This window comes from Nitrosomonas sp. Is24, assembly GCF_033063335.1.
Taxonomy (GTDB): Bacteria; Pseudomonadota; Gammaproteobacteria; order Burkholderiales; family Nitrosomonadaceae; genus Nitrosomonas.
Genome location: NZ_JAWJZG010000001.1, coordinates 2,690,856 through 2,709,941, shown reverse-complemented (window position 1 = coordinate 2,709,941; position 19,086 = coordinate 2,690,856). Strand labels below are relative to the sequence as shown.

Below are 19,086 nucleotides of genomic sequence, written 5' to 3'. Positions count from 1 at the left end.
TAGGTCACATCAAATCAAATTGACCGGTATCTTAAAGTAGGCAACACCATTTGTCTCGACCGGCGGCAGTTTCCCTGCTCTGATATTCACCTGTATCGAAGGCAGCAATAAATTGGGCATCTCCAGGGTTGCGTCACGGCGATTGCGCATGCTGACAAAGGCGTTTTCGTCAATACCGTCATGAACATGAATATTGTGCGCGCGTTGTAGTGCCACGGTGCTTTCCCATGCAGCCGCGCGCGTGGCGGGAGGGTAGTCATGACACATAAAGAGCCGTGTTGTTGGCGGCAGAGCCAGTATTTTCCGGATGGAATGAAATAGCTGATGCGCATCCCCTCCCGGGAAATCCGCACGTGCCGTACCTATGTCCGGCATGAAGAGTGTATCGCCCACAAACACGGCATCATCGAATTGATATGCTAAATCAGCGGGGGTGTGGCCGGATACGGAGATGGCTTTGCCCGTTAGATTCCCAACTGAGAATAACTCGCCATCAGCAAACAGGTGATCGAAATGATGGCCGTTAGGGACAAATTCATCGCCTAGATTGAAAATTTTCGTGAAGGTCTTCTGTACGGCGGGAATATGATCACCAATGCCGGTTTTTCCACCTACTTGATGTTTGAGGTAATCGGCGGATGACAAATGATCCGCGTGCGCATGCGTTTCCAGTATCCACTCTACCGATAACCGCCGTTCACGGATGAATGCAATCAACTTGTCAGCAGAATACGTGCTGGTTCTGCCCGATTTGGGATCGTAATCCAGAACTGGATCAATAATGGCGCAATTTCCGCCCGATTCGTCAAAAACAACATAACTGACGGTCCAGGTTGCCGGATCGTAGAATGCTTGAATAGTAGGCTTCATTGCGTTCTCCTGTTATATTATTAGGAAAAATCTTACATATTATATTGCATTTATCTATAATTATACAATATTACATATTGTAATTAATTTATGCATTGTGATCGAAATGCAATAGAAGGAGGAAATCAACCATGTCCATCACTTTTGATTTAGTACCATGGCATGCGCTGACCGGTGGTTTTGTCATAGGAATTGCGGTGACTTTGCTATTATTTTTTGACGGCCGCATTGCAGGCATATCCGGGATTGTGGGTGGATTATACCGGGTAAAAAAAGGCGATATCAGCTGGCGTGTTGCGTTTATTTTTGGACTTATGGCATCGGCGGTGATCTGGAAGCTTTTTTTTGACATGCCGCCAATACAAATAGAAACCAGCCATGCGATGCTCGCGCTTGCTGGCCTACTGGTGGGCTATGGTACCCGTCTGGGTTCGGGGTGTACCAGCGGTCATGGCGTGTGCGGTCTATCGCGCGGGTCGCCGCGCTCCATTGCAGCGACGGTGGTATTCATGCTGACTGGTTTCGCAGCGGTTTATTTATTGCGGCATGTTTTAGTTTAGCCTGAATAAATGGATTATTGGAGAATCAAAATGGTGAGTTTTATCGCGTTAATCGCTGGGATTATTTTCGGTTTCGGAATCATCGGCTCAGGCATGGTTAATCCGGCATTGGTTTTGGCATTTCTTGATGTGACAGGCGATTGGGATGCTACGTTGCTATGGGTGATGGGCGGTGCAGTGACTGTTGGTACTGTTGCTTTTATGCTGGCAAGAAAGCGTGAGCAATCCTATCTCGGTTTACCGATGCAGATACCTGGTGTGGCTAAAGTAGATAGCCGCTTGCTTTTAGGGAGTCTCTTGTTCGGAATTGGCTGGGGAATTGCAGGCATTTGTCCCGGGCCGGCCTTGGTATTAATGGGAACGGGCAACGGTGATGCTCTGGTGTTTCTGGTTGCGATGCTACTGGGGATGGGGATCTACCAAATAATGCAAGATCGTGGCTGATTTGATGTAAATGAATTAGAATCTTGAATGTCAGATAAATATTATTTTATTATCCTAGTCTTATTAACATAAGTTAACGTAAAGAATTAATTAACCATGAAAACAGATTCAGCCTTAAACAATATCGCAGCGCTGCATTCATCCGCATCGGAGGCCTGCGCTTTACTGAAAATATTGGCTAACGAAGACCGGCTGCTCATTTTATGCGAATTGACCAAAGGAACCCGTAATGTGGGGGAGCTGGAAGAATTGCTGGGAATTCATCAACCCACCTTGTCGCAGCAATTGACGGTGTTGCGTGAAGAGAATTTGGTTGCGACGGAGCGTAAAGGGAAATACATTTACTACAGTTTGGCAAGCCAGGACGCCGTCAAAATCATGGAAACTTTATTCAGTCTGTATTGTAAAAATCATCCCGATTGAAGGAAGGGCGCGATCATACTGATACCGGCTTGAGCAGTTCGTTTTGACGGCAGTTTTTCGTGATACCGTTTTTAGCAGATTTTTTCGATTGTCTTATTCTATCAGTGGGTTATAAGGAGTATGTTTGATGACCTGCTGATTACCAACAGCAAAGCAGGAACTACAGCAGAGCCCGCTGTAGTTCCTGCAAGTGTTTCGTTCATGGATGTTGTTAAATTGCGTTGAGCCGGTTGGCAAGTGAAGCTAACGTTCAGTTCAGCATGATTTCACGTAGTTTTTCTTCCAGTGGAGGGCGCAATCCGGTTTTCCGGGCATCTGCAATGGCGACTTCCGGATCGATGCCTTGGGTGATGCGATAGCTGGCCCACATGGCACTGGCCCGGTTACCCGATCCGCAATGAATCAGTACTGGCGTTTGCACCGATTGGAACACTTTGGCGAATTGGGCCACTTGCTCCTTAGTGATACCGGCCACTGTCGTTGGGATGTTGAAATAGGCGATACCAACCGAGTCGACCAATCCTTTTTCTTCGGCAGTTCCTTCGTTTTTGGTACGCAAATCAATAACCGTTTTGAAGCCGGTAGCTGATAGTGCTTGCACGCCGCCATCGCTGATCATTCCTGATATGGCGACTTGTTCCGTAGCGCGGCTGTAATTTTGTACGGGAATTACCTGGTGCGCGAATGGCACGCGGCCACCCGATGCTTGTGTAAGGCCGGTAAACAACATGCCCGCCAGCGTAATCAGAATGATAGAGTATTTCATAGAAAGCCCCATTTGCTGTGTTAAGTGAAAAAAGATTGTTTTCATTGTAGCCGGACTGAATAATGAAATACAAATTATTCCTGCCGGTTCCAGTCTATTGAATGGACGCAATGCAATCCGACAAATTTCATCAAAGGAAAAACGCTCATGCCGCATGAACACGCATCGGAAGCCAACGGTACACCCGCATGGCATACCTATCCACCGCAGCACACGCTGGATGCGCTGAATACCGGAAGCGACGGACTATCGCAAACGGAAGCGCAGCAGCGGCTTGAGCGCTATGGTGCAAACCGTTTGAAGCCATCGCAGGCGAAGAGTGCCGTGATGCGGTTTCTATTGCAGTTTCATAATGTGCTGATTTATATCTTGCTGGTTGCATCGGTGTTGACTGCTGTTCTCGGGCATTGGGTGGATAGCGGTGTCATTCTGGGTGTGGTGGTCATTAATGCCATCATCGGTTTCGTGCAAGAAGGCAAAGCGGAAAAAGCGCTCAATGCAATCCGGCACATGCTGTCGCTTTCTGCGATTGTGATACGTGCGGGTCAACGGGAACAGATTCCGGCAGAGCAACTGGTGCCCGGTGATATTGTCCTGCTGCAATCGGGCGATAAGGTACCGGCCGATTTGCGCTTGCTCCATTGTAAAAACCTGCGTATCGAGGAAGCTGCATTGACCGGAGAATCGCAAGCGGTGGAGAAATCCATCAGTGCGGTTGAGGCCGTGACAGCTATCGGAGACCGGTTTTGCATGGCGTACTCCGGTACGCTGGTGGTTTATGGACAAGGAACGGGTATCGTGGTTGCCACCGGCCAGCAGACCGAGATCGGCCGTATCAGTCAGATGATCGCGCAAGTCGATAAGCTGACCTCGCCGCTCCTGCGGCAAATGGCGATTTTTGCCCGTTGGCTGACGCTGGTGGTTTTATTGCTGGCCGCTGGTATTTTTGTGTATGGATTGTTGTGGCAAGACTATCCGCTCAGTGAAATTTTTATGGCGGCAGTCAGTATGGCGATCGCGGCTATCCCGGAAGAGTTACCGGCCATCATGACGATCACGCTGGCATTGGGAGTGCAGAATATGGCGCGGCGCAGCGCCATTGTGCGCAGACTCCCGGCGGTTGAAACGCTGGGGGCCGTAACGGTCATTTGCACCGACAAGACCGGAACGCTGACGCGCAATGAGATGACCGTGCAACGCGTAATCACTGCCGGCGATCAATTGCAGGTCAGTGGCGCGGGTTATGCGCCAAAGGGCGGTTTTAGCCGGGATGGCGCGGAAATTTCCAGCGCCGGTCATGCCGATCTGCGGGAGCTGTGCCGCGCCGGTTTGTTGTGTAATGACGCATTACTGCGGCAGGGCGATGATACTTGGGAGATACAAGGCGATCCGACAGAAGGTGCGCTGATTACCTTGGCGACGAAGGCCGCGCTGGATCCCGCGCGGGAACATGAGCAGCTGCCGCGCATTGATGTGATTCCGTTTGAGCCGGAGCACCGCTTTATGGCGACACTGCATCATGATCACACCGGGCAAAGCCTGGTTTATGTCAAAGGCGCGCCGGAAAGAGTGCTGGTTATGTGCAGTCATCAGCGTAGCCAAGGGGAAGACCGCCCGCTTCAGTCCGATTTCTGGCAGGCCAGAATACGCGAAGCAAGCGAGAACGGACAGCGTATCCTCGCCATTGCCAGCCGTGTGATGCCGGTAAAGCAGCACACATTGGCGATGTCCGATGTGGAAACCGGATTCACTTTGCTCGGCTTGGTTGGCATTATGGATCCGCCGCGCGAGGAAGCGATTGCCGCTGTGCAGCAATGTCATGCCGCGGGCATACGCGTCAAAATGATTACCGGCGATCACCGCATCACCGCTGCTGCGATTGGTGCAAGCCTGGGCATTGGGGATGGTCAGCAGACCGTGACGGGAATTGAGCTGGATGGAATGGACGATGCGCAATTGCGCCGGGCGGCTGCGGATGTGGATATTTTTGCCCGCGCCGATCCGGGGCACAAGCTGCGGCTGGTGAACGCTTTACAGAATAACGGTGAAATTGTTGCCATGACCGGCGACGGTGTGAACGATGCGCCAGCCTTAAAGCGCGCCGATATCGGTGTAGCCATGGGACGGAAAGGTACCGAGGTGGCCAAGGAAGCGGCTGAAATGGTACTGACGGACGATAATTTTGCGTCAATTGCGCATGCCGTGGAAGAAGGCCGCACAGTTTACGATAATATCCGCAAAACAATGGTGTATGTGCTGCCGACCAATGGCGGTGAAGCCGGATTGGTGCTGCTGGCCATCATGTTTGGTATGGCGTTACCGATTACGCCGCTGCAAATTTTATGGATCAATATGGTCACGACGGTGACTTTGGCGATTTCTCTTTCGTTTGAACGGCCCGAAATGAATGTGATGTCACGTCCGCCGCATGATCCGCATGCGCCGGTTTTGTCGGGCTTCCTGGTGTGGCGTATCGTTTTTGTCACGCTCTTGATGATTGGCGGCAGCTTTGCCTTGTATTTCTGGGAGCTGGCGCAAGGTTCGAGTGTTGAACTTGGCCGCACCGTGGTGGTGAATGTGCTGGTGCTATGTGAAATCGTCTACTTATTCAATTGCCGCTATTTGATCGCTTCCGTGTGCTCGCGTCAGGGCATGCTGGGTAATCGCTATGTGGTGTTGGCGGCGGGTTCGTTACTGATATTGCAGTTGCTGCTTACTTATTTACCCGTCATGCAACAATTATTCGGTACCGTTGCACTGGATGGCGCGGCTTGGGGACGTATTGCCGCAGTGAGTTTGATTTTGTTTGTAGCGATTGAATTTGAAAAATACTGGTTGCGGCGCAGGGGAATCACCGATTGATAAAGGGCCAATTTATCCAGTCAAGCATAAATTGGCCCGTTTTCATCCCCTAACCGGCGGATGTGGTTTTCAACATTACAGCGCTGCGAGGAAAGCCGCGAGATCGGCTTTTTCTCTTTCAGTCAGACCGATACTGAAGCGGGTGTTGTAAAACTCAACCACGGATTGCAGATCCGGTGCAGAGCCATCGTGGAAGTAAGGCGGACGCGAAGCAACCGAACGCAGGATCGGTCCTTTGAAGCGGCCAATATCCTTCCATTTTCCGGTCAGCAACGCACGGCCTGGATCGGTTGTTTTGACGATCTCACCGGTCGTTTTGTTTTTCAGGGTGTACAGCGGCATATCCGGTGTGCGGCGCGATTCATCGGCAATACCGATATCCAGAGGCATCGGGGTGGAGTGATTGCCCGAATTCGGGGTATTATGGCATGTTGTGCATGTGCCTGGCAGTACACTCACAGCCAAATCATCATTAATGCCTTTTACCCCTTTGATCAAGATCGGTTTGCTGTTGAATAGCGCTTGTCCGCGTGCAATGGCAGCGCGTGCGCTTCTGGTGCTGTGCGGCGACTTGCTTGTGTTGTAGCGGTTCCAGCTGTCATAGAGCGACATTGTTTTTGGGTTGAAGGGAGCACGGGTTTTGTAATCACCAGCCAATGTATCGTTAATGCCAAAGTAGTATTTCTCCCTAGCGTATGCTTTAGGACCGCCATATGCATTTTCTGCCGTGAGCAGACCGGCTTCATTATCTTCAATTTGCGCGGTAAATAATCCGGATTCAAAAGCGACGATTGCGTCGCGCTCTTCTTCGGTCAGATCGCGCAGCGCTTCGGCATGGCCGCGTGTGGCATGATTGGCTTGAGTGCCCAAGTCAAACGATACCGGAGAGAAGCAAGTCGATGTGCCGAAAATACAATTACCGGAACCTGGACTCAGCGTCGTTTCGCGGCCATCCCACATGACAGCGCTGAGAAACTTCAGATTAGTGGTTGGCATCGGGCGGCGGAATAAAGACAATTCGGCTTCGCTCGCGAAGCCATAAGGATCATCGGCCTCGATCAATTCAAATTCCGCGCCGCTGGGAATACCGATTCCCACACGGATATTGGCTTTGTTGAGCAGCATGCTGTAGGCGGAACGTCGTTTGTCAACGGTCGTTACATCGGCAAGCGGGGAATTGGCGCCATCCACCAGACGGAAAAGCGGATCCAAACCTTCTGTTTTATTGAAAAGTTTCTTTACTTCTTGCGGGGTGATTGTCCATCCTTGATCCGGTGCATGGCAAGAAGCGCAGCTGCGGCCATTGGTTCCGATACTTTTGAAAAATGGGTTATTAAGATCAATAAAACCTGCTGTGCTATAGGTCGCATCTTTCCCATGGCTATTTTTCGCGCTGAACATATTCGGCAGGCGGTTTGGATGATCATCATGCTCGAGATCATGGCTGTCTTTGGCAAACGCGGGTGCTGCCAGCATGATAAGTAATGCTGATATTGCTTGCAGCTTAATATTGTTCTTCACTTACTTTCTCCTATTTGTGAATAAAATGGCTAAATTTTTCTCAAAATTTAGCGCAACAAAGTTTCAGTCAAATGCTGAAGATTGGGGCTTAGTCCTAGTCGAATAAATTAAGACTGGATATAGTCTTGTTGAACTAGTGGTTATAGTCTAAATAACCGAGCAGTTTTGCGCTGTGAGAAAAGTCACGCTTGCTGAATTAAGCCGAAATTGCTTGTGATTTGTAAGTATGCTTGTGGAATTTGGGTAGAAGACCACCAATTGAGAGCCGGTAGTCTTCTTGTTGTTACGATACTGATTCCAGCTAGAATCAGTTTGATCAGACGAATTAAATAAAAGCTTTCCGTAACAGTTCTAGCATAGCAACTAATAGATTATTTTCCTGCATCACGGAAAAGCTTTGTTTTTCATCAATCCTTATCAGACTTGTCTTTGCTATCGCTATGCTCACCAAAATGCTTCAATGATTTTTTCCAGGCATTTTGTCCCACTATCCGGCCAAACTTGCGAGCAACAAGATCACCATCGATAAAATGGATGCCGCCGTAGCGTCTGGAAACGCCAGCTTCATCAGCTGCATCGGAGAATGTGGCCCAATAAAGGACAATATCAGTTGCCGGTACGGTACCGGGTTCGACTCTGGATGATCCGGTCGGTATGACTACGCTGTGCCTAAAGTTGTCACTTTTGGTGAACAACTTAAGCGTTTCTGCACCTGCGGCACTGAAAATGCTGTGTCCCGAGAAATATTCAGGGAATGGTGGCGTAACCACGCTGGCTGCTTGATAAGGTTTCCAATCGGCGCCGTCAATGAGGCCTTGCCACGAGGGAATGTTTTGTCCGGCAAAGAGAAAATGTATAGCGGTAACGGGTCTGACATAGTCAAAATACCGTTTAGCGTCCCACGATACAATACTAGCGTCAAAAATCGCATTTGTTAGGGCGAAAAACATTTTGACATCTTGATCGATAGTATGTGCATCACGCTCGGATACAACGGTGGCAAACAATGTCCAGTGACCCGGTGGCAGCTCGGATGATGGACCATCCGCCCAGTATTCGGCGATGACTTTTTTCTCATCGGTTAAATGAGCGGCATAATCGACCACCTGCTGTGCTTGGATACGATAACGGTCAGGTTCTTTATTAAAGTTTGCCGGAGCTGGTATTTCCTTGCGGTATTGTGCACCGGATTTAAGTGCGTACGGTTTTACATTTCCCCAATGCGGTGCAATATAGTGTTGATCAGCGCCGCCTACAGACAATGGTTGCCAGTGATTCGGGTCGTTGATGGATGAAGATGTGTTAACCGGCGTATACCCAGTGTAATCACTATAAGGTGCTCCTCCACCATTGAGATCACCCAATTGATTGGAACCATCATGATGGCGGTATTCGATGACAGCCGCTGCAGCTACGTTGCCGATCCCTGCAGGAGTGGAGGTATCGGTTGAATTATCTAAAGAATAACCTAATGCCCCCATTAAACCGTTAAAACTAGAAACTTGCGTAGGGAAAAGGTCAGATAAGCATTTATGAGCAGCGTAGCTCATGGCTTTTGCTTTATTTGCATCGGTGTGTTCATGGACTGGCCGACGTAAGTGGTCATCCAATTGCGTGCCTTTTGCTTTTCTGTCATAGGCTGCCCATGCATCAAACATGCAAGTATGTGTGATTGCCAGTGCTCTAGCCACAATCGGCGGACCTGGATGGGTTGTGCGGATTGCTTGTAATGCCGCTTCATTCCATTTTGTTACGATAGTTTCTGCAATCGTGAATTGGCTGCAAAAATACATTGCGGTTCCCAAAGTTACGAGTGCTACTTTTCTTACATTCTGGTGTTTCATTTGTTTCCTCCTTCTCTGTGGATAAAAGTGAATCGGATTTCTAAAATATAACTCAGTGTAATGTTCGATAATTACTAAAATGGAGCGTAGTTAGTCTAATTGAATTAATGAAAACTCACTATAGTCATGCTGAACTAATGGCATTAGTATAGATAAACTATCTTATGTTCTCTGTGAGAAAAATCACACGAAAAGAGAGGATTTAATGAGATAGTTAATGCCGGTTTAGAAATTAAAGAAATAATTGCGATTGACTGAGTGCAGGATTCGTAAATCGCATCGGATTTTAAGTAGTTAGATACTTAAGGAAGTTCTGAGAAAGATAAAAAACGATGGTAAAGCAGGGTGAAATTAGGTGAAAGCCGAAGCTTTGGAATGGACAATGAACATTTTGAATCTGTTTTCATCACAGCATGACCAAGAGTGCATTAGTTTTTCAGAACTTCCTTAAGTAAATTTTTAAAGGAGAGAAGTATGAATCTGAAAAAAGTAATTGTTCCAGTATTTATTTGTATTTTAATTCCATTGGCAGTTCATGCTAAAGATCATGATGATAATGCAGGTAAACACATGGTTCTTAATTTGACAGGATCTGGAGATATGTATGAAAGTAAAGTTCCGGATATCGATGGAGATGGTGTAGAAGATAATGCAATGTGTTTTGATGTTCATGTAGTTAATGCGAAAAATAATCAGATCGTAGGACGTGGAACCGATTGTTTGTCAAAAGTTACTCCAACAGGAACTGGGGTTGCTTTGGTCGGTACAACATACTTTCATTTACCCGCTGGTACTTTGATTACCAGAGGCAAGACCAGTGTACAGCCAGTCCTTCAGCCGACTACAACCCCTAGGGGACTCACGGTTACTCATATTACGGGTGCTGCCAGTGATCAAAATTCCGTTATCGGTGGGACCGGACGCTTCGCAGATGCTTCAGGAAAAGTACGCTTATCCGGGATGGTGAGTATGGCTAATTTTGCAGGTAATGTTGGTGATCCAATGGTATTTGATTGTTTATTCGTAATAGATTTGGATTAATGCCATAGCTCTAGACTTGCAGATACAATTTGTAAGTCTAGAGCTGCCTAATTTGCTGGTTTAAAATTATATTTAATTGGTTAAGACAATATTGTCTGCACGTTTTCTATCAGAAACGAGATTGCGATTCAGAGCTTCTTGAACAATCAGATCCATCAGACCGGGAGCATTGACTCCGATGTGGCGCCAGGCCATGACAAAAGGAGCCCAAGCGGACAGACCCGGCATGGTGTTGACTTCATTCAGGATTGGGCCGTGCGGGCCTAGGAAACAATCAATACGAGCCAATCCACACATATCCAAGGCTTGCCACGCTTTGAGCGCAAAATCCTGAAGCCGGGCGGTGGTGTCAGCATCCAGCCGGGCGGGCACAATATCGTCCAAGGCATCAGCGCTATACTTTGCCTCGTAATCGTAGCTATCGGAATGGAGGGTGGATTCCGCTACTGCTGAAATCATTGGCTGGGCTTGGTTACCGACGATGCCGATGCCGTATTCAATGCCCTGAACTTGGGCTTCAATTAGAATGCGGCTATCCCAGTTCAAGCCCGCTTGGATGGCTGGAGCCAGATCTTCGAATCGTGTGATCCGGCTGAGGCCGATGGAAGAGCCGAGCCGGGCGGGCTTGATAAAGAGCGGCAACCCCAAAGGGCGGCAGCGTTCCAGGCAAGCTGCCGGATCTCTGGCCCAGGCGGCGCTGTCGATGGCGGCCCACGGCGCCACAGCCAACCCTACGGCTTCACAGCACTGCTTGGTCAGGATCTTGTCGATACCCAACGCCGAGCCTTCCAGATTACAGCCGCCGTAGGCTAGGCCTAAGAATTCCAACAGGCCCTGTATGCTGCCATCTTCGCCGCCTTGACCATGAAAGGCTGGCCAAATCAGATCCCAGCTACCGCTGGTAAGAGCGGTCCAGGCTGGTCCAGTCCAATGGGTGGCCTTCCGGAAAACAGCGCGGCAGTGTTCGGCACCGGCCGGATCGATCCAAGCTTTGATGTAAGGATGAACTGCCCAGGTTTCAAATAAAGCCGGTAACTCGGCTGCTTCCGCCAGACGCCCATCCGGATATTGATAAAAGAATCCTGGCTGGTGATCCGGCCGGAACTGACTCAAGAGCCAGAGAGCGCTTTCGATGCTGCCAATATGTTCGGCGCCGGTGCCGCCACAGATCAGCGCAAGCTTAAGGGATGGCAAGTGAGTTGTATTCGGAGGTATGGGAGTTGGAATAGAGAGCTGCATGAAAAGTCAGGTATTACAATTTACATTAGCGCCGCCCATCGTACCAAATTGGTAGTTTCTTTTTATCCTGCAACGTCTTACGTGGACTGAACATGACGCTGAAGATTTGCCCGGCGATTTCCCGGCCGGTATAGAGTTTTACCTTGCGCGGTGAAGTCACCAGCGGGTGGCGGGTCAGGATGGTGAATTTCAAGCCGCGCTTGCGGCCCCATTGCTTAAGCAATTGACTGAGATCGATTTCATCGGCGGCGAATAATTCCTGATTAAAACCGCCCACGTCGCGAAACGCATCGGTACGGCAAACCACCAGCGCGCCCGATGCCCAATGGAAAGTGACTGAGCACACGGTCCATAGCCGCATCGCGGCATTACCCCACCACGGCAACCCGGGCATATGCATGACACTGCCGCAGCCGACGTATTTACCCGATTCAATCATGTGAAGAATGTCGGTGATCATGCCGGGATTCAGCAAGCTGTCGGCATCGACAAACAGCAGCCAGTCACCAGTGGCGGCTGCCGCGCCGGTGTTGCGTGCGCGGCCGATCTGGTTGATTGGCTCGAACACGACTTTTGCGCCTGCTTGCGTGGCCAGTTCCGCGGTTTTGTCGCTGGAATTGTTGTCCACGACAATGACTTCATGGGTAAAACCGGGTTTTGCGTTGGCGCCGACTGATACTTTGATGGAATCCAAACAGTCGAGGATCAGCTGTTCTTCGTTAAAAGCGGGGATGACGATCGACAGATGCATGGCCAGCTTGGAATTGAAAGTGAATGTGCGGATTCAGGATGGAGAGCGGGGGACCGCTCTCCAGTGCGAAATTAGAACTCGCCTTGTTTGATGTAAGGTTGTGACCACAGAATTACTTGCATCAGCACGGATTTGCGCCATGCGTCTTGCATGCGATCCACATCATCGCGGGAATGACCGCCTTTTTCCAGGAACGGACGCAGAGTGGTGGTGATCGGGATCAATAAGGCAAAAATGTAATGCACATGAATGATCGGCACCGCTTTGACGTTGTCCGTGGTGTTTTTCTTGGTGGTGTGGTGACGCAGACCGATTTCGTGTTGATAGTTTAACCAGTCTTGATTGTATTCCGCATTGGCGGTATCCAGAATCCACTGGCCAAAACGTTTGCGTACGCCACCGAGGTAATCCATGTTGGGTTGACCGTCGGCTGCATTGGTAAAGTAGTGCAGCAGGAAAGGGGTTGAACCGACAAAACCGTACCACACGTCGAGAATTTGCTCGACTTGATCTTTCAATATGTCGTGCGACATTTTCAGATAACGCACATCGTCATCACCGAATAGCGATGCTTGTTTCAGCTTGGCGAAATCATCCAGGGATACGGGAGATTTTCCAACAGCAGCGGTACCGTAGGTATAGCCAGGTATATTTGTTGCCATAAAATTTCCTTTTTAAATGTTTACGAGGTTAATCACCATAACTAACAGCGATTGTCGTTAGCTATGCATTGTATATCATGCTGTTATGCAATGAATTCTTGTTAAATGCTAGAGAAAAGTAAACCGGTTAAATATTTGCAACGCGGATTCTACAGGATTGATAATTTGTGCGGGTAACCTTTTTAAGGTTAATGATTAGGTGTTTTCAATAACGCATCGAACCAGACTTTCCAGCGCTGGTATTTTTTGACTAAAGCGTTGTTGTCATTGAAAGCCATGATGTCCTCGGCATGCCGATGGTATTTTATTTTATGTTCGCTCGCGAGTAATGCCGCGCCCAGCAGACTCGCTTCTTTTTGCTGCAAATGCGAAACCGGGCAAGGAGCGCACTGCGCGATGCCCTGTTGCAGACAAGGTAGTTCGGATAGTCCGCCTGATAGATAGACTCTGGTTAATGGCGAGTGCCGGTGAAAATCTTCCAGAATGCATGACACCCGGAAAATAATGGCTTCGAGCAATAACGCGGCGATTTGCCGTGCGGTCAGCGCGGATGTCGATTCGGAAAAGTGTATGCCCCAGTCATTGCGAAAATACGGCGCGCCTAAACCGCTGGGTTCCGCCAGGCAGAAAATATCATTTTGCGCTAAATCTGCGGTGTTGCAATCTTTGACCGGATAAGGCGCGAGCGCAGCGGCGATGGAATTGAGCGTGCCTTCGACAGCAAACTTTGTTTCCCGCTGGTTATCCTGATAAACCAATGTGTGCAGGTAACCGCCAAACGCGGATGTATCGGCGGCAAGGGAGCGGATCACGAAACCGCCGGTGCCGAGATTCACCAAAGCTTCGGAAGAACGATCGGTCAAACTGGCAATGAGCGCGGCGGATTGATCACCCACGCTGGCTTGTAAAGTTACACCGGTATTCAGCGATAAATTCAATCCGGTGGATGGCTTGAGGTGCGGCAAAATCGAGCGGGGAATATCAAACAGATGGCATAACGTATCCGACCACTGTTGCCGGTGGATATCCATCAATAGCGTGCGCGCGGCCATCGAAGCGTCGGTGACAAAGTGCGTACCGTTGGTCCAGTGCCAGATCAGGAAAGTATCCAGTGTGCCTGCAAGCCATTCGCCTTGAACCAGTTTCTCACGCCATGACGGATTTTCCTGTAATAAAACACTGAGCTTGGGGGCGAAGTAATAGGGCGTCAAACGCAAGCCGGTCAGCGAGTGCAAGGTCTCCTCCGACGCATGCAAGCGCTCGCAACAGCTTTTCCCCCGGTCATCCTGCCACGAAATCAGAGGTGTTACCGGCTTTCCGCTGGCTTTATCCCAGATCAGAAAGGACGAGCGCTGGCTGCACAATCCCAGCGGCGGTTTGTTGTCTGCTTGTGCGATGCAGTCTTGCAGCACTTGCGCGGCGATCCGGGCATAATCCGACGCGCTGCTTTCGTACCGCCCATCGCGGCTATCGATCGCGGGTGCAGGTTGAGTGACGATATGCTGGAGTTTTCCCTGCCGGTCGAGTAAAGCGGCTTTGATCGAGGTTGAGCCCAAATCGAGCGCAACGGCGGCGGCTGAAATCAGTGTGCGATCCACGGCGCGCAGCGCTCAATTTCGTGATGCAAACGAGCATCAGACCACTGCAAGGGCACCGCCACGCGTAAGGCGATCTGCCGCAACTGATCCTGCGTCAGTTGGGTGAGAATCAATAACGGCAAGCGGCGGCGTAATAGATCGTCGAGGTGGGCGATCATTTCGTTCGTTGCACAGTACAGCAGATCGGCAACAATGAACGGTAGCGACGGGACAATACGTTGTGCCAGGCTGGTGTCCGCTTCGATGCGGCCAAAAATTTCAGTCACTTGTGTGCCGTGACGGCGTAGCAGCCATGTTGCGCTTTCCGCGTCAATGTTTAGCTGTATCGCGCGGTTCTGCATCGTGCTGAACCATGCTGGAAAAGCTTCTTGCGGCGCCCAAGGAAAGCGGGTTGTGTGCGTGATGCAAGGCTGTACGATGCCCAATTGCGTGCATACTGTGTCGACGATGCAAGCGGCATCCTGGCGCGATGAGGTTATTTTTCCGCCGATGGCATAGTGCACACCGTTAGCGGCGGTTTTTAGCTCCCAATCGCGGCTGACTGCGGAAGGCGAGCCGGAAGAAGCGGTTTGCGTGGATTGTTTAAAAACCCGTACACCGGCAAAACGGCCAATGATATCGGCTTTAGTCCACGGCGTTTTCAGATAGCCGTTGGCAGCAGCGAGCAGATAATCGATATCGCTGTCATTGGCACGGATTGCTTCCACATCGCCAGTGAAATCGGTATCGGTAGTGCCGAGCAGCGTTAAGCCGTACCAGGGAATCATAAAAAACACCCGTCCATCGGACTGGGCTGTCAGCAATAAAGCTTCATCGTGCAGCACGGCGGGCATGAGCAGATGCACACCTTTGGCCAAACGGCACCAGTCGCGGCTGGGTGATCCGGTTGCCAGCCACTGGCCGGTGGTGAAAACGATCTGCTTGGCACGGATTGCCTGTTCGGCTTGCGTGAGCTGATCGCGGATAATCGCGCCGTCTGCTTTGCCATCAGTTTCCAATAATCGCACCAGCTGGCAATAATTGATGCAGTGCGCACCAGCTTGTTGCGCACCGGCGATGAGTTCCAGCACTAAGCGGGCATCATCGGTTTGCGCATCGGCGTACGTGAAGCCGCCTTTCAGTGCAACGTTGGTGAGTGCCGGAAAATGCGCAGTGAATTGTTCCGGATTGAAATACTGGTGCCGCATGCGCGGTTCTGGGTCTTGCGCCAGAAAATCGTACAGCGTTAACCCCAGTTTCAATTGCAGACGGTTTAAACGCTGCTGCGCGTACACGGGCACGCCAAAGCGCAGCGGCCAAATGCGGTGCGGCGCGTTATGCAGCAGCAGAGTGCGTTCTTTCAGAGACTTGCTGACCAGTTTGAAATCGTAGGTTTCCAGGTAGCGCAAACCGCCGTGAATCAATTTGCTCGATGCGGACGATGTGGCGCTGGCCCAGTCGTTTTGCTCGACGAGGGCGACTTTCAGGCCGCGCGATGCGGCGTCATAAGCTGTCCACGCGCCATAGATGCCGCCGCCGCACACAAAGAGATCGAAGGGTTGATGGTGTAATGCGGCGAAGTCCCGTTTCATCGATCGCGCAGCGTCAGCGCTTGTTGCGGCACATCGCTGATCAGAATATCCACGCCCAATTGCAGAGCTGCTGTGATCTCCGCGTCGCTGTTGCAGGTATAAACCGCGACACATTTACCCTGTTCACGTAACAGATCGACCATCTCGCGATCCAGATTTTGAATGGGCACACAAAGCCCGTGAAGGAATGCATGCGTGCTTAAAAGTGCACGCGCATCCGCGACAGTTTGATCGTCTTCGAAATTGTATACCAGCGGAAATGCCGGGTTGTATTGATGCGCGTACGCTAGGCTGGGCAGATTGAACGAGGAAACGATAATGCGTTGCTCCGTGTTTTGCCCGATCATATCGAGCGTCTGGCGGATTTTCAATTGATGACGGGAAACCGCTTCCCAGTCGCGATTCTTGATCTCAATGAGTAAGCGGCAGCGGGTACGGTAAGCGGCCAGAAAATCCTGCAAGGTCATGATGCCCTCGCCGTCCGATTCCGGATGAATCAATGCCTTGAGTTCGCGGTAATCGAAATCGTCGATGCGTTTGCCGTCCAAACCGATTTTATTCAGAAAGCGGTCGTGCCAGAGCACCGCAATCTCATCCCGGCTCAACTGCACATCGGTCTCGATGCCATCGATGGCATACCCTAACGCTTTATCGAAAGCGCTACGGGTGTTTTCCAGCGCTTCCCGGTTAGCGCCGCGATGCGCGAACACCAGGGACTTTTTGCGCGGCTGGTTGTTGAGTCCGGACATCGCGTCGATGGATAGTTTGATTACTTCACAGCAGCCTGCAGCAGCTCAACGATGGCAGGATCTTTGGCTATTTCAGCGGCGGTTTTTTCGGTCTTGCTTTTGATTTTCGGGTCGGCGCCTTTGGCCAGCAGTACTTTCACAGCGTCCGCATGATCGTGTAACGCAGCCCACATTAAGGCGGTTATGCCGTCGTCGTTTTGCAGATCGATTTTTGCACCATTTTCCAGCAATATCTCAATGACCGGGGTATGCCCGTTTTGCGCTGCCAGGATCAGCGGTGTGAATCCGTTGGTGGCTTGATGATCGACTTTGGCGCCCTGTTTGATCAAGGCTTTGACCACGTCGGCGTGCCCGATCAACGCAGCCAGGGTGAGCGGTGTTGCGCCGTTTTTATCCTGCACATCTGTTTTGGCGCCTTTTGCCAGCAGCGCATCGACAATTTCACCATGTCCGTTCTGCGCGGCAATGTAGAGTGGCGTGGTATCGTTGATCGCCACGACATCGACCGGCGCATTCTTCGCCAGCAACGTTTTGACAATCGCGGTGTGGCCGTTTCTGGCCGCCATATACAGCGCGGTGGTATTGTCGGCGGCTTGTGCATCGATTTTCGCGCCTTTTGCCAGCAGGGTGTCGACCATGCCGGCTCTACCGTCCATGGCGGCAATGATCAGAGCGGTGAGTTTGTCCTGGGTTTGTAAATGGATATCCGCGCCCTTTTCCAGCAGTGTATTGGCGATGGCTTCATGACCTTTCTGAATCGCCAGCATCAAGGCGGTGATGCCATCCGTTGTCTGTGCATTGATTTGCGCGCCTTTTGCCAGCAATGCGTTGACTACATCCGCATGCCCGTTTTTGGCGGCAATGATCAGTGCGGTCGCACCACCGGCGTTTTTCAGATTGACATCGGCGTTCTTGTCCAGTAACAAGTTGACGTTGTCGGCGTGCCCGTATTGCGAAGCCACGATCAGCGCGCTGAATCCCTTGTCATTCTGGTAATTGACGTTGACTCCCTTATCCAGTAACTGCTTGAGGTTTTGCGGTTGTCCGGAGAATGCCGCTTTAAGAAATTCGGCTTCATCATCGGAAGAAGCGTTGGCGGCAGAAACGGTCAATAGCGCTGCGATGACCGGAAAAATAACGAATGCGCGCGTAAAATTTACAAAGTTTTTTATATAATTCATCTATGACACCTATATCGGGCTTGTAATGTAGTGATCGACTTTCAGGATTTAATTTCGGGATAAACTGATCAATGCTTTTTGCACTGATGTTGGATCGTTGATTTTCATGGCCGGTATTCTAACCTAGAAATATCTTTTCTTCGTTCTAATTGACTGGTTAAGATAAGCTTTATTTTATCAGTAAAAATAGTATGAATTCACTTGCGGTAGTTAATGATGGGTAGATCTCTATGAACGATTGGATAATCCCGGATTGGCCGGCGCCAGCCAATGTGAAAGCATTGTTCACAACCCGTAATGGCGGCGTCAGCCGTGGCGAGAATGACGTCTACGCTTCGCTGAATTTAGGGGCGCATGTCAATGATGATGTCACGCATGTGACGCGCAATCGCGCTTTACTGCGCCGCCATTTGCCGAATGAGCCGAAATGGTTGAAACAAGTACACGGTACCTCACCGGTCTGGATCGATCATGCAGCAGCGGCAACGCCGGAGGGCGATGCCGTTCTCAGCCGCAAGTCAGGCACTGTGTGCGCTGTCATGGTGGCGGATTGCTTGCCGGTGTTTCTTTGCGACACGGCAGGAACCACGGTGGGTATTGTGCATGCCGGATGGCGTGGTCTGGCTGGCGGAATCATCGAGCAATCCATTGCCGCAATGCAGGTGGATCACGGCAAGCTGATGGCCTGGCTGGGCCCGGCAATTGGACCGGATCATTTTGAGGTCGGCAAGGATGTTTATGACACTTTTATGCGGCATGACGCGCAAGCGGGGCAAGCCTTTGGGCCCAAAAACAGTCAGCATGAGCAAAAATGGCTGGCGGATATTTTTCTGCTGGCGCGGCAGCGGCTGATCAGTGCGGGTGTCACGGAAATTTATGGCGGTGGTGTTTGCACTTATAGCGACCCCGCGCGTTTTTTTTCTTACCGCCGGGATGGTGATACCGGACGCATGGCGGCCTTGATCTGGCTGGCGTAAAAATTCTTTAACTTGTTAATTTGTTGG

17 protein-coding genes are annotated in these 19,086 nt (G+C 50.5%); 6 read left to right on the top strand and 11 right to left on the bottom strand.

Annotation, left to right across the window (positions count from 1 at the left end; all coding sequences use genetic code 11):
- Positions 1-9: 9 nt before the first annotated feature.
- Positions 10-870 (bottom strand): MBL fold metallo-hydrolase, encoded by an 861-nt coding sequence (locus tag R2103_RS12410; protein WP_317531701.1) that lies wholly within the window; start codon positions 868-870, stop codon positions 10-12.
- 131 nt (positions 871-1,001) lie between these two features.
- Here R2103_RS12410 and R2103_RS12405 point away from each other — a divergent pair, with 131 nt between their 5' ends.
- The 3 genes from R2103_RS12405 to R2103_RS12395 all read left to right on the top strand — a co-directional run bounded on the left by R2103_RS12405 (position 1,002) and on the right by R2103_RS12395 (position 2,297).
- On the top strand, positions 1,002-1,430 hold the full coding sequence (locus R2103_RS12405; protein ID WP_317531700.1) for a YeeE/YedE family protein: 429 nt from the start codon (positions 1,002-1,004) through the stop codon (positions 1,428-1,430).
- A gap of 30 nt (positions 1,431-1,460) precedes the next feature.
- The gene (locus R2103_RS12400) at positions 1,461-1,874 is read left to right on the top strand and encodes a DUF6691 family protein (RefSeq protein WP_317531699.1); all 414 of its coding nucleotides are present in this window, start codon (positions 1,461-1,463) and stop codon (positions 1,872-1,874) included.
- A gap of 96 nt (positions 1,875-1,970) precedes the next feature.
- Positions 1,971-2,297 (top strand): metalloregulator ArsR/SmtB family transcription factor, encoded by a 327-nt coding sequence (locus tag R2103_RS12395; protein ID WP_317531698.1) that lies wholly within the window; start codon positions 1,971-1,973, stop codon positions 2,295-2,297.
- 250 nt (positions 2,298-2,547) lie between these two features.
- Here the strand turns inward: R2103_RS12395 and R2103_RS12390 are convergent, their stop codons facing one another.
- Positions 2,548-3,063: a protein tyrosine phosphatase family protein gene (locus tag R2103_RS12390; RefSeq protein ID WP_317531697.1), complete on the bottom strand. Its 516-nt coding sequence runs from the start codon at positions 3,061-3,063 to the stop codon at positions 2,548-2,550.
- Positions 3,064-3,210: 147 nt separating this feature from the next.
- Here R2103_RS12390 and R2103_RS12385 point away from each other — a divergent pair, with 147 nt between their 5' ends.
- A complete protein-coding gene (locus R2103_RS12385; RefSeq protein WP_317531696.1) occupies positions 3,211-5,925 on the top strand; it encodes a cation-transporting P-type ATPase in 2,715 nt (904 codons plus the stop codon).
- Between the two features lie 75 nt (positions 5,926-6,000).
- Here R2103_RS12385 and R2103_RS12380 read toward each other — a convergent pair whose 3' ends face one another.
- Entirely contained in the window at positions 6,001-7,446 is a 1,446-nt protein-coding gene (locus R2103_RS12380) for a cytochrome c peroxidase (protein ID WP_317531695.1), read from the bottom strand.
- Between the two features lie 407 nt (positions 7,447-7,853).
- A complete protein-coding gene (locus tag R2103_RS12375) occupies positions 7,854-9,290 on the bottom strand; it encodes a vanadium-dependent haloperoxidase (protein ID WP_317531694.1) in 1,437 nt (478 codons plus the stop codon).
- Positions 9,291-9,764: 474 nt separating this feature from the next.
- On the opposite strand from R2103_RS12375, the gene R2103_RS12370 reads away from it, so the two are divergent.
- A complete protein-coding gene (locus R2103_RS12370; RefSeq protein ID WP_317531693.1) occupies positions 9,765-10,331 on the top strand; it encodes a hypothetical protein in 567 nt (188 codons plus the stop codon).
- 72 nt (positions 10,332-10,403) lie between these two features.
- Here R2103_RS12370 and R2103_RS12365 read toward each other — a convergent pair whose 3' ends face one another.
- From R2103_RS12365 to R2103_RS12335, 7 genes are all read right to left on the bottom strand, one after another.
- Positions 10,404-11,525: a D-alanine--D-alanine ligase gene (locus tag R2103_RS12365; RefSeq protein ID WP_317531692.1), complete on the bottom strand. Its 1,122-nt coding sequence runs from the start codon at positions 11,523-11,525 to the stop codon at positions 10,404-10,406.
- 70 nt (positions 11,526-11,595) lie between these two features.
- Positions 11,596-12,321: a glycosyltransferase gene (locus R2103_RS12360; protein WP_317531691.1), complete on the bottom strand. Its 726-nt coding sequence runs from the start codon at positions 12,319-12,321 to the stop codon at positions 11,596-11,598.
- A 71-nt stretch (positions 12,322-12,392) separates the two neighbouring features.
- Complete coding sequence (locus R2103_RS12355) at positions 12,393-12,983, bottom strand: protoglobin domain-containing protein (RefSeq protein WP_317531690.1); 591 nt, start codon at positions 12,981-12,983, stop codon at positions 12,393-12,395.
- Positions 12,984-13,171: 188 nt separating this feature from the next.
- The gene (locus R2103_RS12350; protein ID WP_317531689.1) at positions 13,172-14,581 is read right to left on the bottom strand and encodes an FGGY family carbohydrate kinase; all 1,410 of its coding nucleotides are present in this window, start codon (positions 14,579-14,581) and stop codon (positions 13,172-13,174) included.
- Positions 14,566-16,152, bottom strand: a complete 1,587-nt coding sequence (locus R2103_RS12345; protein ID WP_317531688.1) for a glycerol-3-phosphate dehydrogenase/oxidase — start codon at positions 16,150-16,152, stop codon at positions 14,566-14,568. The genes R2103_RS12350 and R2103_RS12345 overlap by 16 nt, the downstream gene beginning before the upstream one ends.
- Positions 16,149-16,901 carry a glycerophosphodiester phosphodiesterase gene (locus R2103_RS12340; protein ID WP_317531687.1) on the bottom strand — a complete coding sequence of 251 codons (753 nt, stop codon included), beginning with the start codon at positions 16,899-16,901 and terminating at the stop codon, positions 16,149-16,151. The genes R2103_RS12345 and R2103_RS12340 overlap by 4 nt, the downstream gene beginning before the upstream one ends.
- A gap of 20 nt (positions 16,902-16,921) precedes the next feature.
- Positions 16,922-18,082 (bottom strand): ankyrin repeat domain-containing protein, encoded by a 1,161-nt coding sequence (locus R2103_RS12335; protein WP_317531686.1) that lies wholly within the window; start codon positions 18,080-18,082, stop codon positions 16,922-16,924.
- Between the two features lie 230 nt (positions 18,083-18,312).
- Between R2103_RS12335 and pgeF the strand changes: the two genes are divergently transcribed.
- Entirely contained in the window at positions 18,313-19,059 is a 747-nt protein-coding gene (pgeF, locus tag R2103_RS12330; protein WP_317531685.1) for a peptidoglycan editing factor PgeF, read from the top strand.
- The last annotated feature ends 27 nt before the right edge of the window (positions 19,060-19,086 follow it).

Excerpts from the sequence above, each read along its gene's own strand:
- R2103_RS12335 (WP_317531686.1), bottom strand. The coding sequence starts at position 18,082 with ATGAATTATATAAAAAACTTTGTAAATTTTACGCGCGCATTCGTTATT.
- R2103_RS12375 (WP_317531694.1), bottom strand. The coding sequence starts at position 9,290 with ATGAAACACCAGAATGTAAGAAAAGTAGCACTCGTAACTTTGGGAACC.
- R2103_RS12355 (WP_317531690.1), bottom strand. The coding sequence starts at position 12,983 with ATGGCAACAAATATACCTGGCTATACCTACGGTACCGCTGCTGTTGGA.
- R2103_RS12385 (WP_317531696.1), top strand. The coding sequence starts at position 3,211 with ATGCCGCATGAACACGCATCGGAAGCCAACGGTACACCCGCATGGCAT.
- R2103_RS12345 (WP_317531688.1), bottom strand. The coding sequence starts at position 16,152 with ATGAAACGGGACTTCGCCGCATTACACCATCAACCCTTCGATCTCTTT.
- R2103_RS12390 (WP_317531697.1), bottom strand. The coding sequence starts at position 3,063 with ATGAAATACTCTATCATTCTGATTACGCTGGCGGGCATGTTGTTTACC.
- pgeF (WP_317531685.1), top strand. The coding sequence starts at position 18,313 with ATGAACGATTGGATAATCCCGGATTGGCCGGCGCCAGCCAATGTGAAA.
- R2103_RS12405 (WP_317531700.1), top strand. The coding sequence starts at position 1,002 with ATGTCCATCACTTTTGATTTAGTACCATGGCATGCGCTGACCGGTGGT.
- R2103_RS12360 (WP_317531691.1), bottom strand. The coding sequence starts at position 12,321 with ATGCATCTGTCGATCGTCATCCCCGCTTTTAACGAAGAACAGCTGATC.
- R2103_RS12340 (WP_317531687.1), bottom strand. The coding sequence starts at position 16,901 with ATGTCCGGACTCAACAACCAGCCGCGCAAAAAGTCCCTGGTGTTCGCG.
- R2103_RS12395 (WP_317531698.1), top strand. The coding sequence starts at position 1,971 with ATGAAAACAGATTCAGCCTTAAACAATATCGCAGCGCTGCATTCATCC.
- R2103_RS12410 (WP_317531701.1), bottom strand. The coding sequence starts at position 870 with ATGAAGCCTACTATTCAAGCATTCTACGATCCGGCAACCTGGACCGTC.
- R2103_RS12400 (WP_317531699.1), top strand. The coding sequence starts at position 1,461 with ATGGTGAGTTTTATCGCGTTAATCGCTGGGATTATTTTCGGTTTCGGA.
- R2103_RS12370 (WP_317531693.1), top strand. The coding sequence starts at position 9,765 with ATGAATCTGAAAAAAGTAATTGTTCCAGTATTTATTTGTATTTTAATT.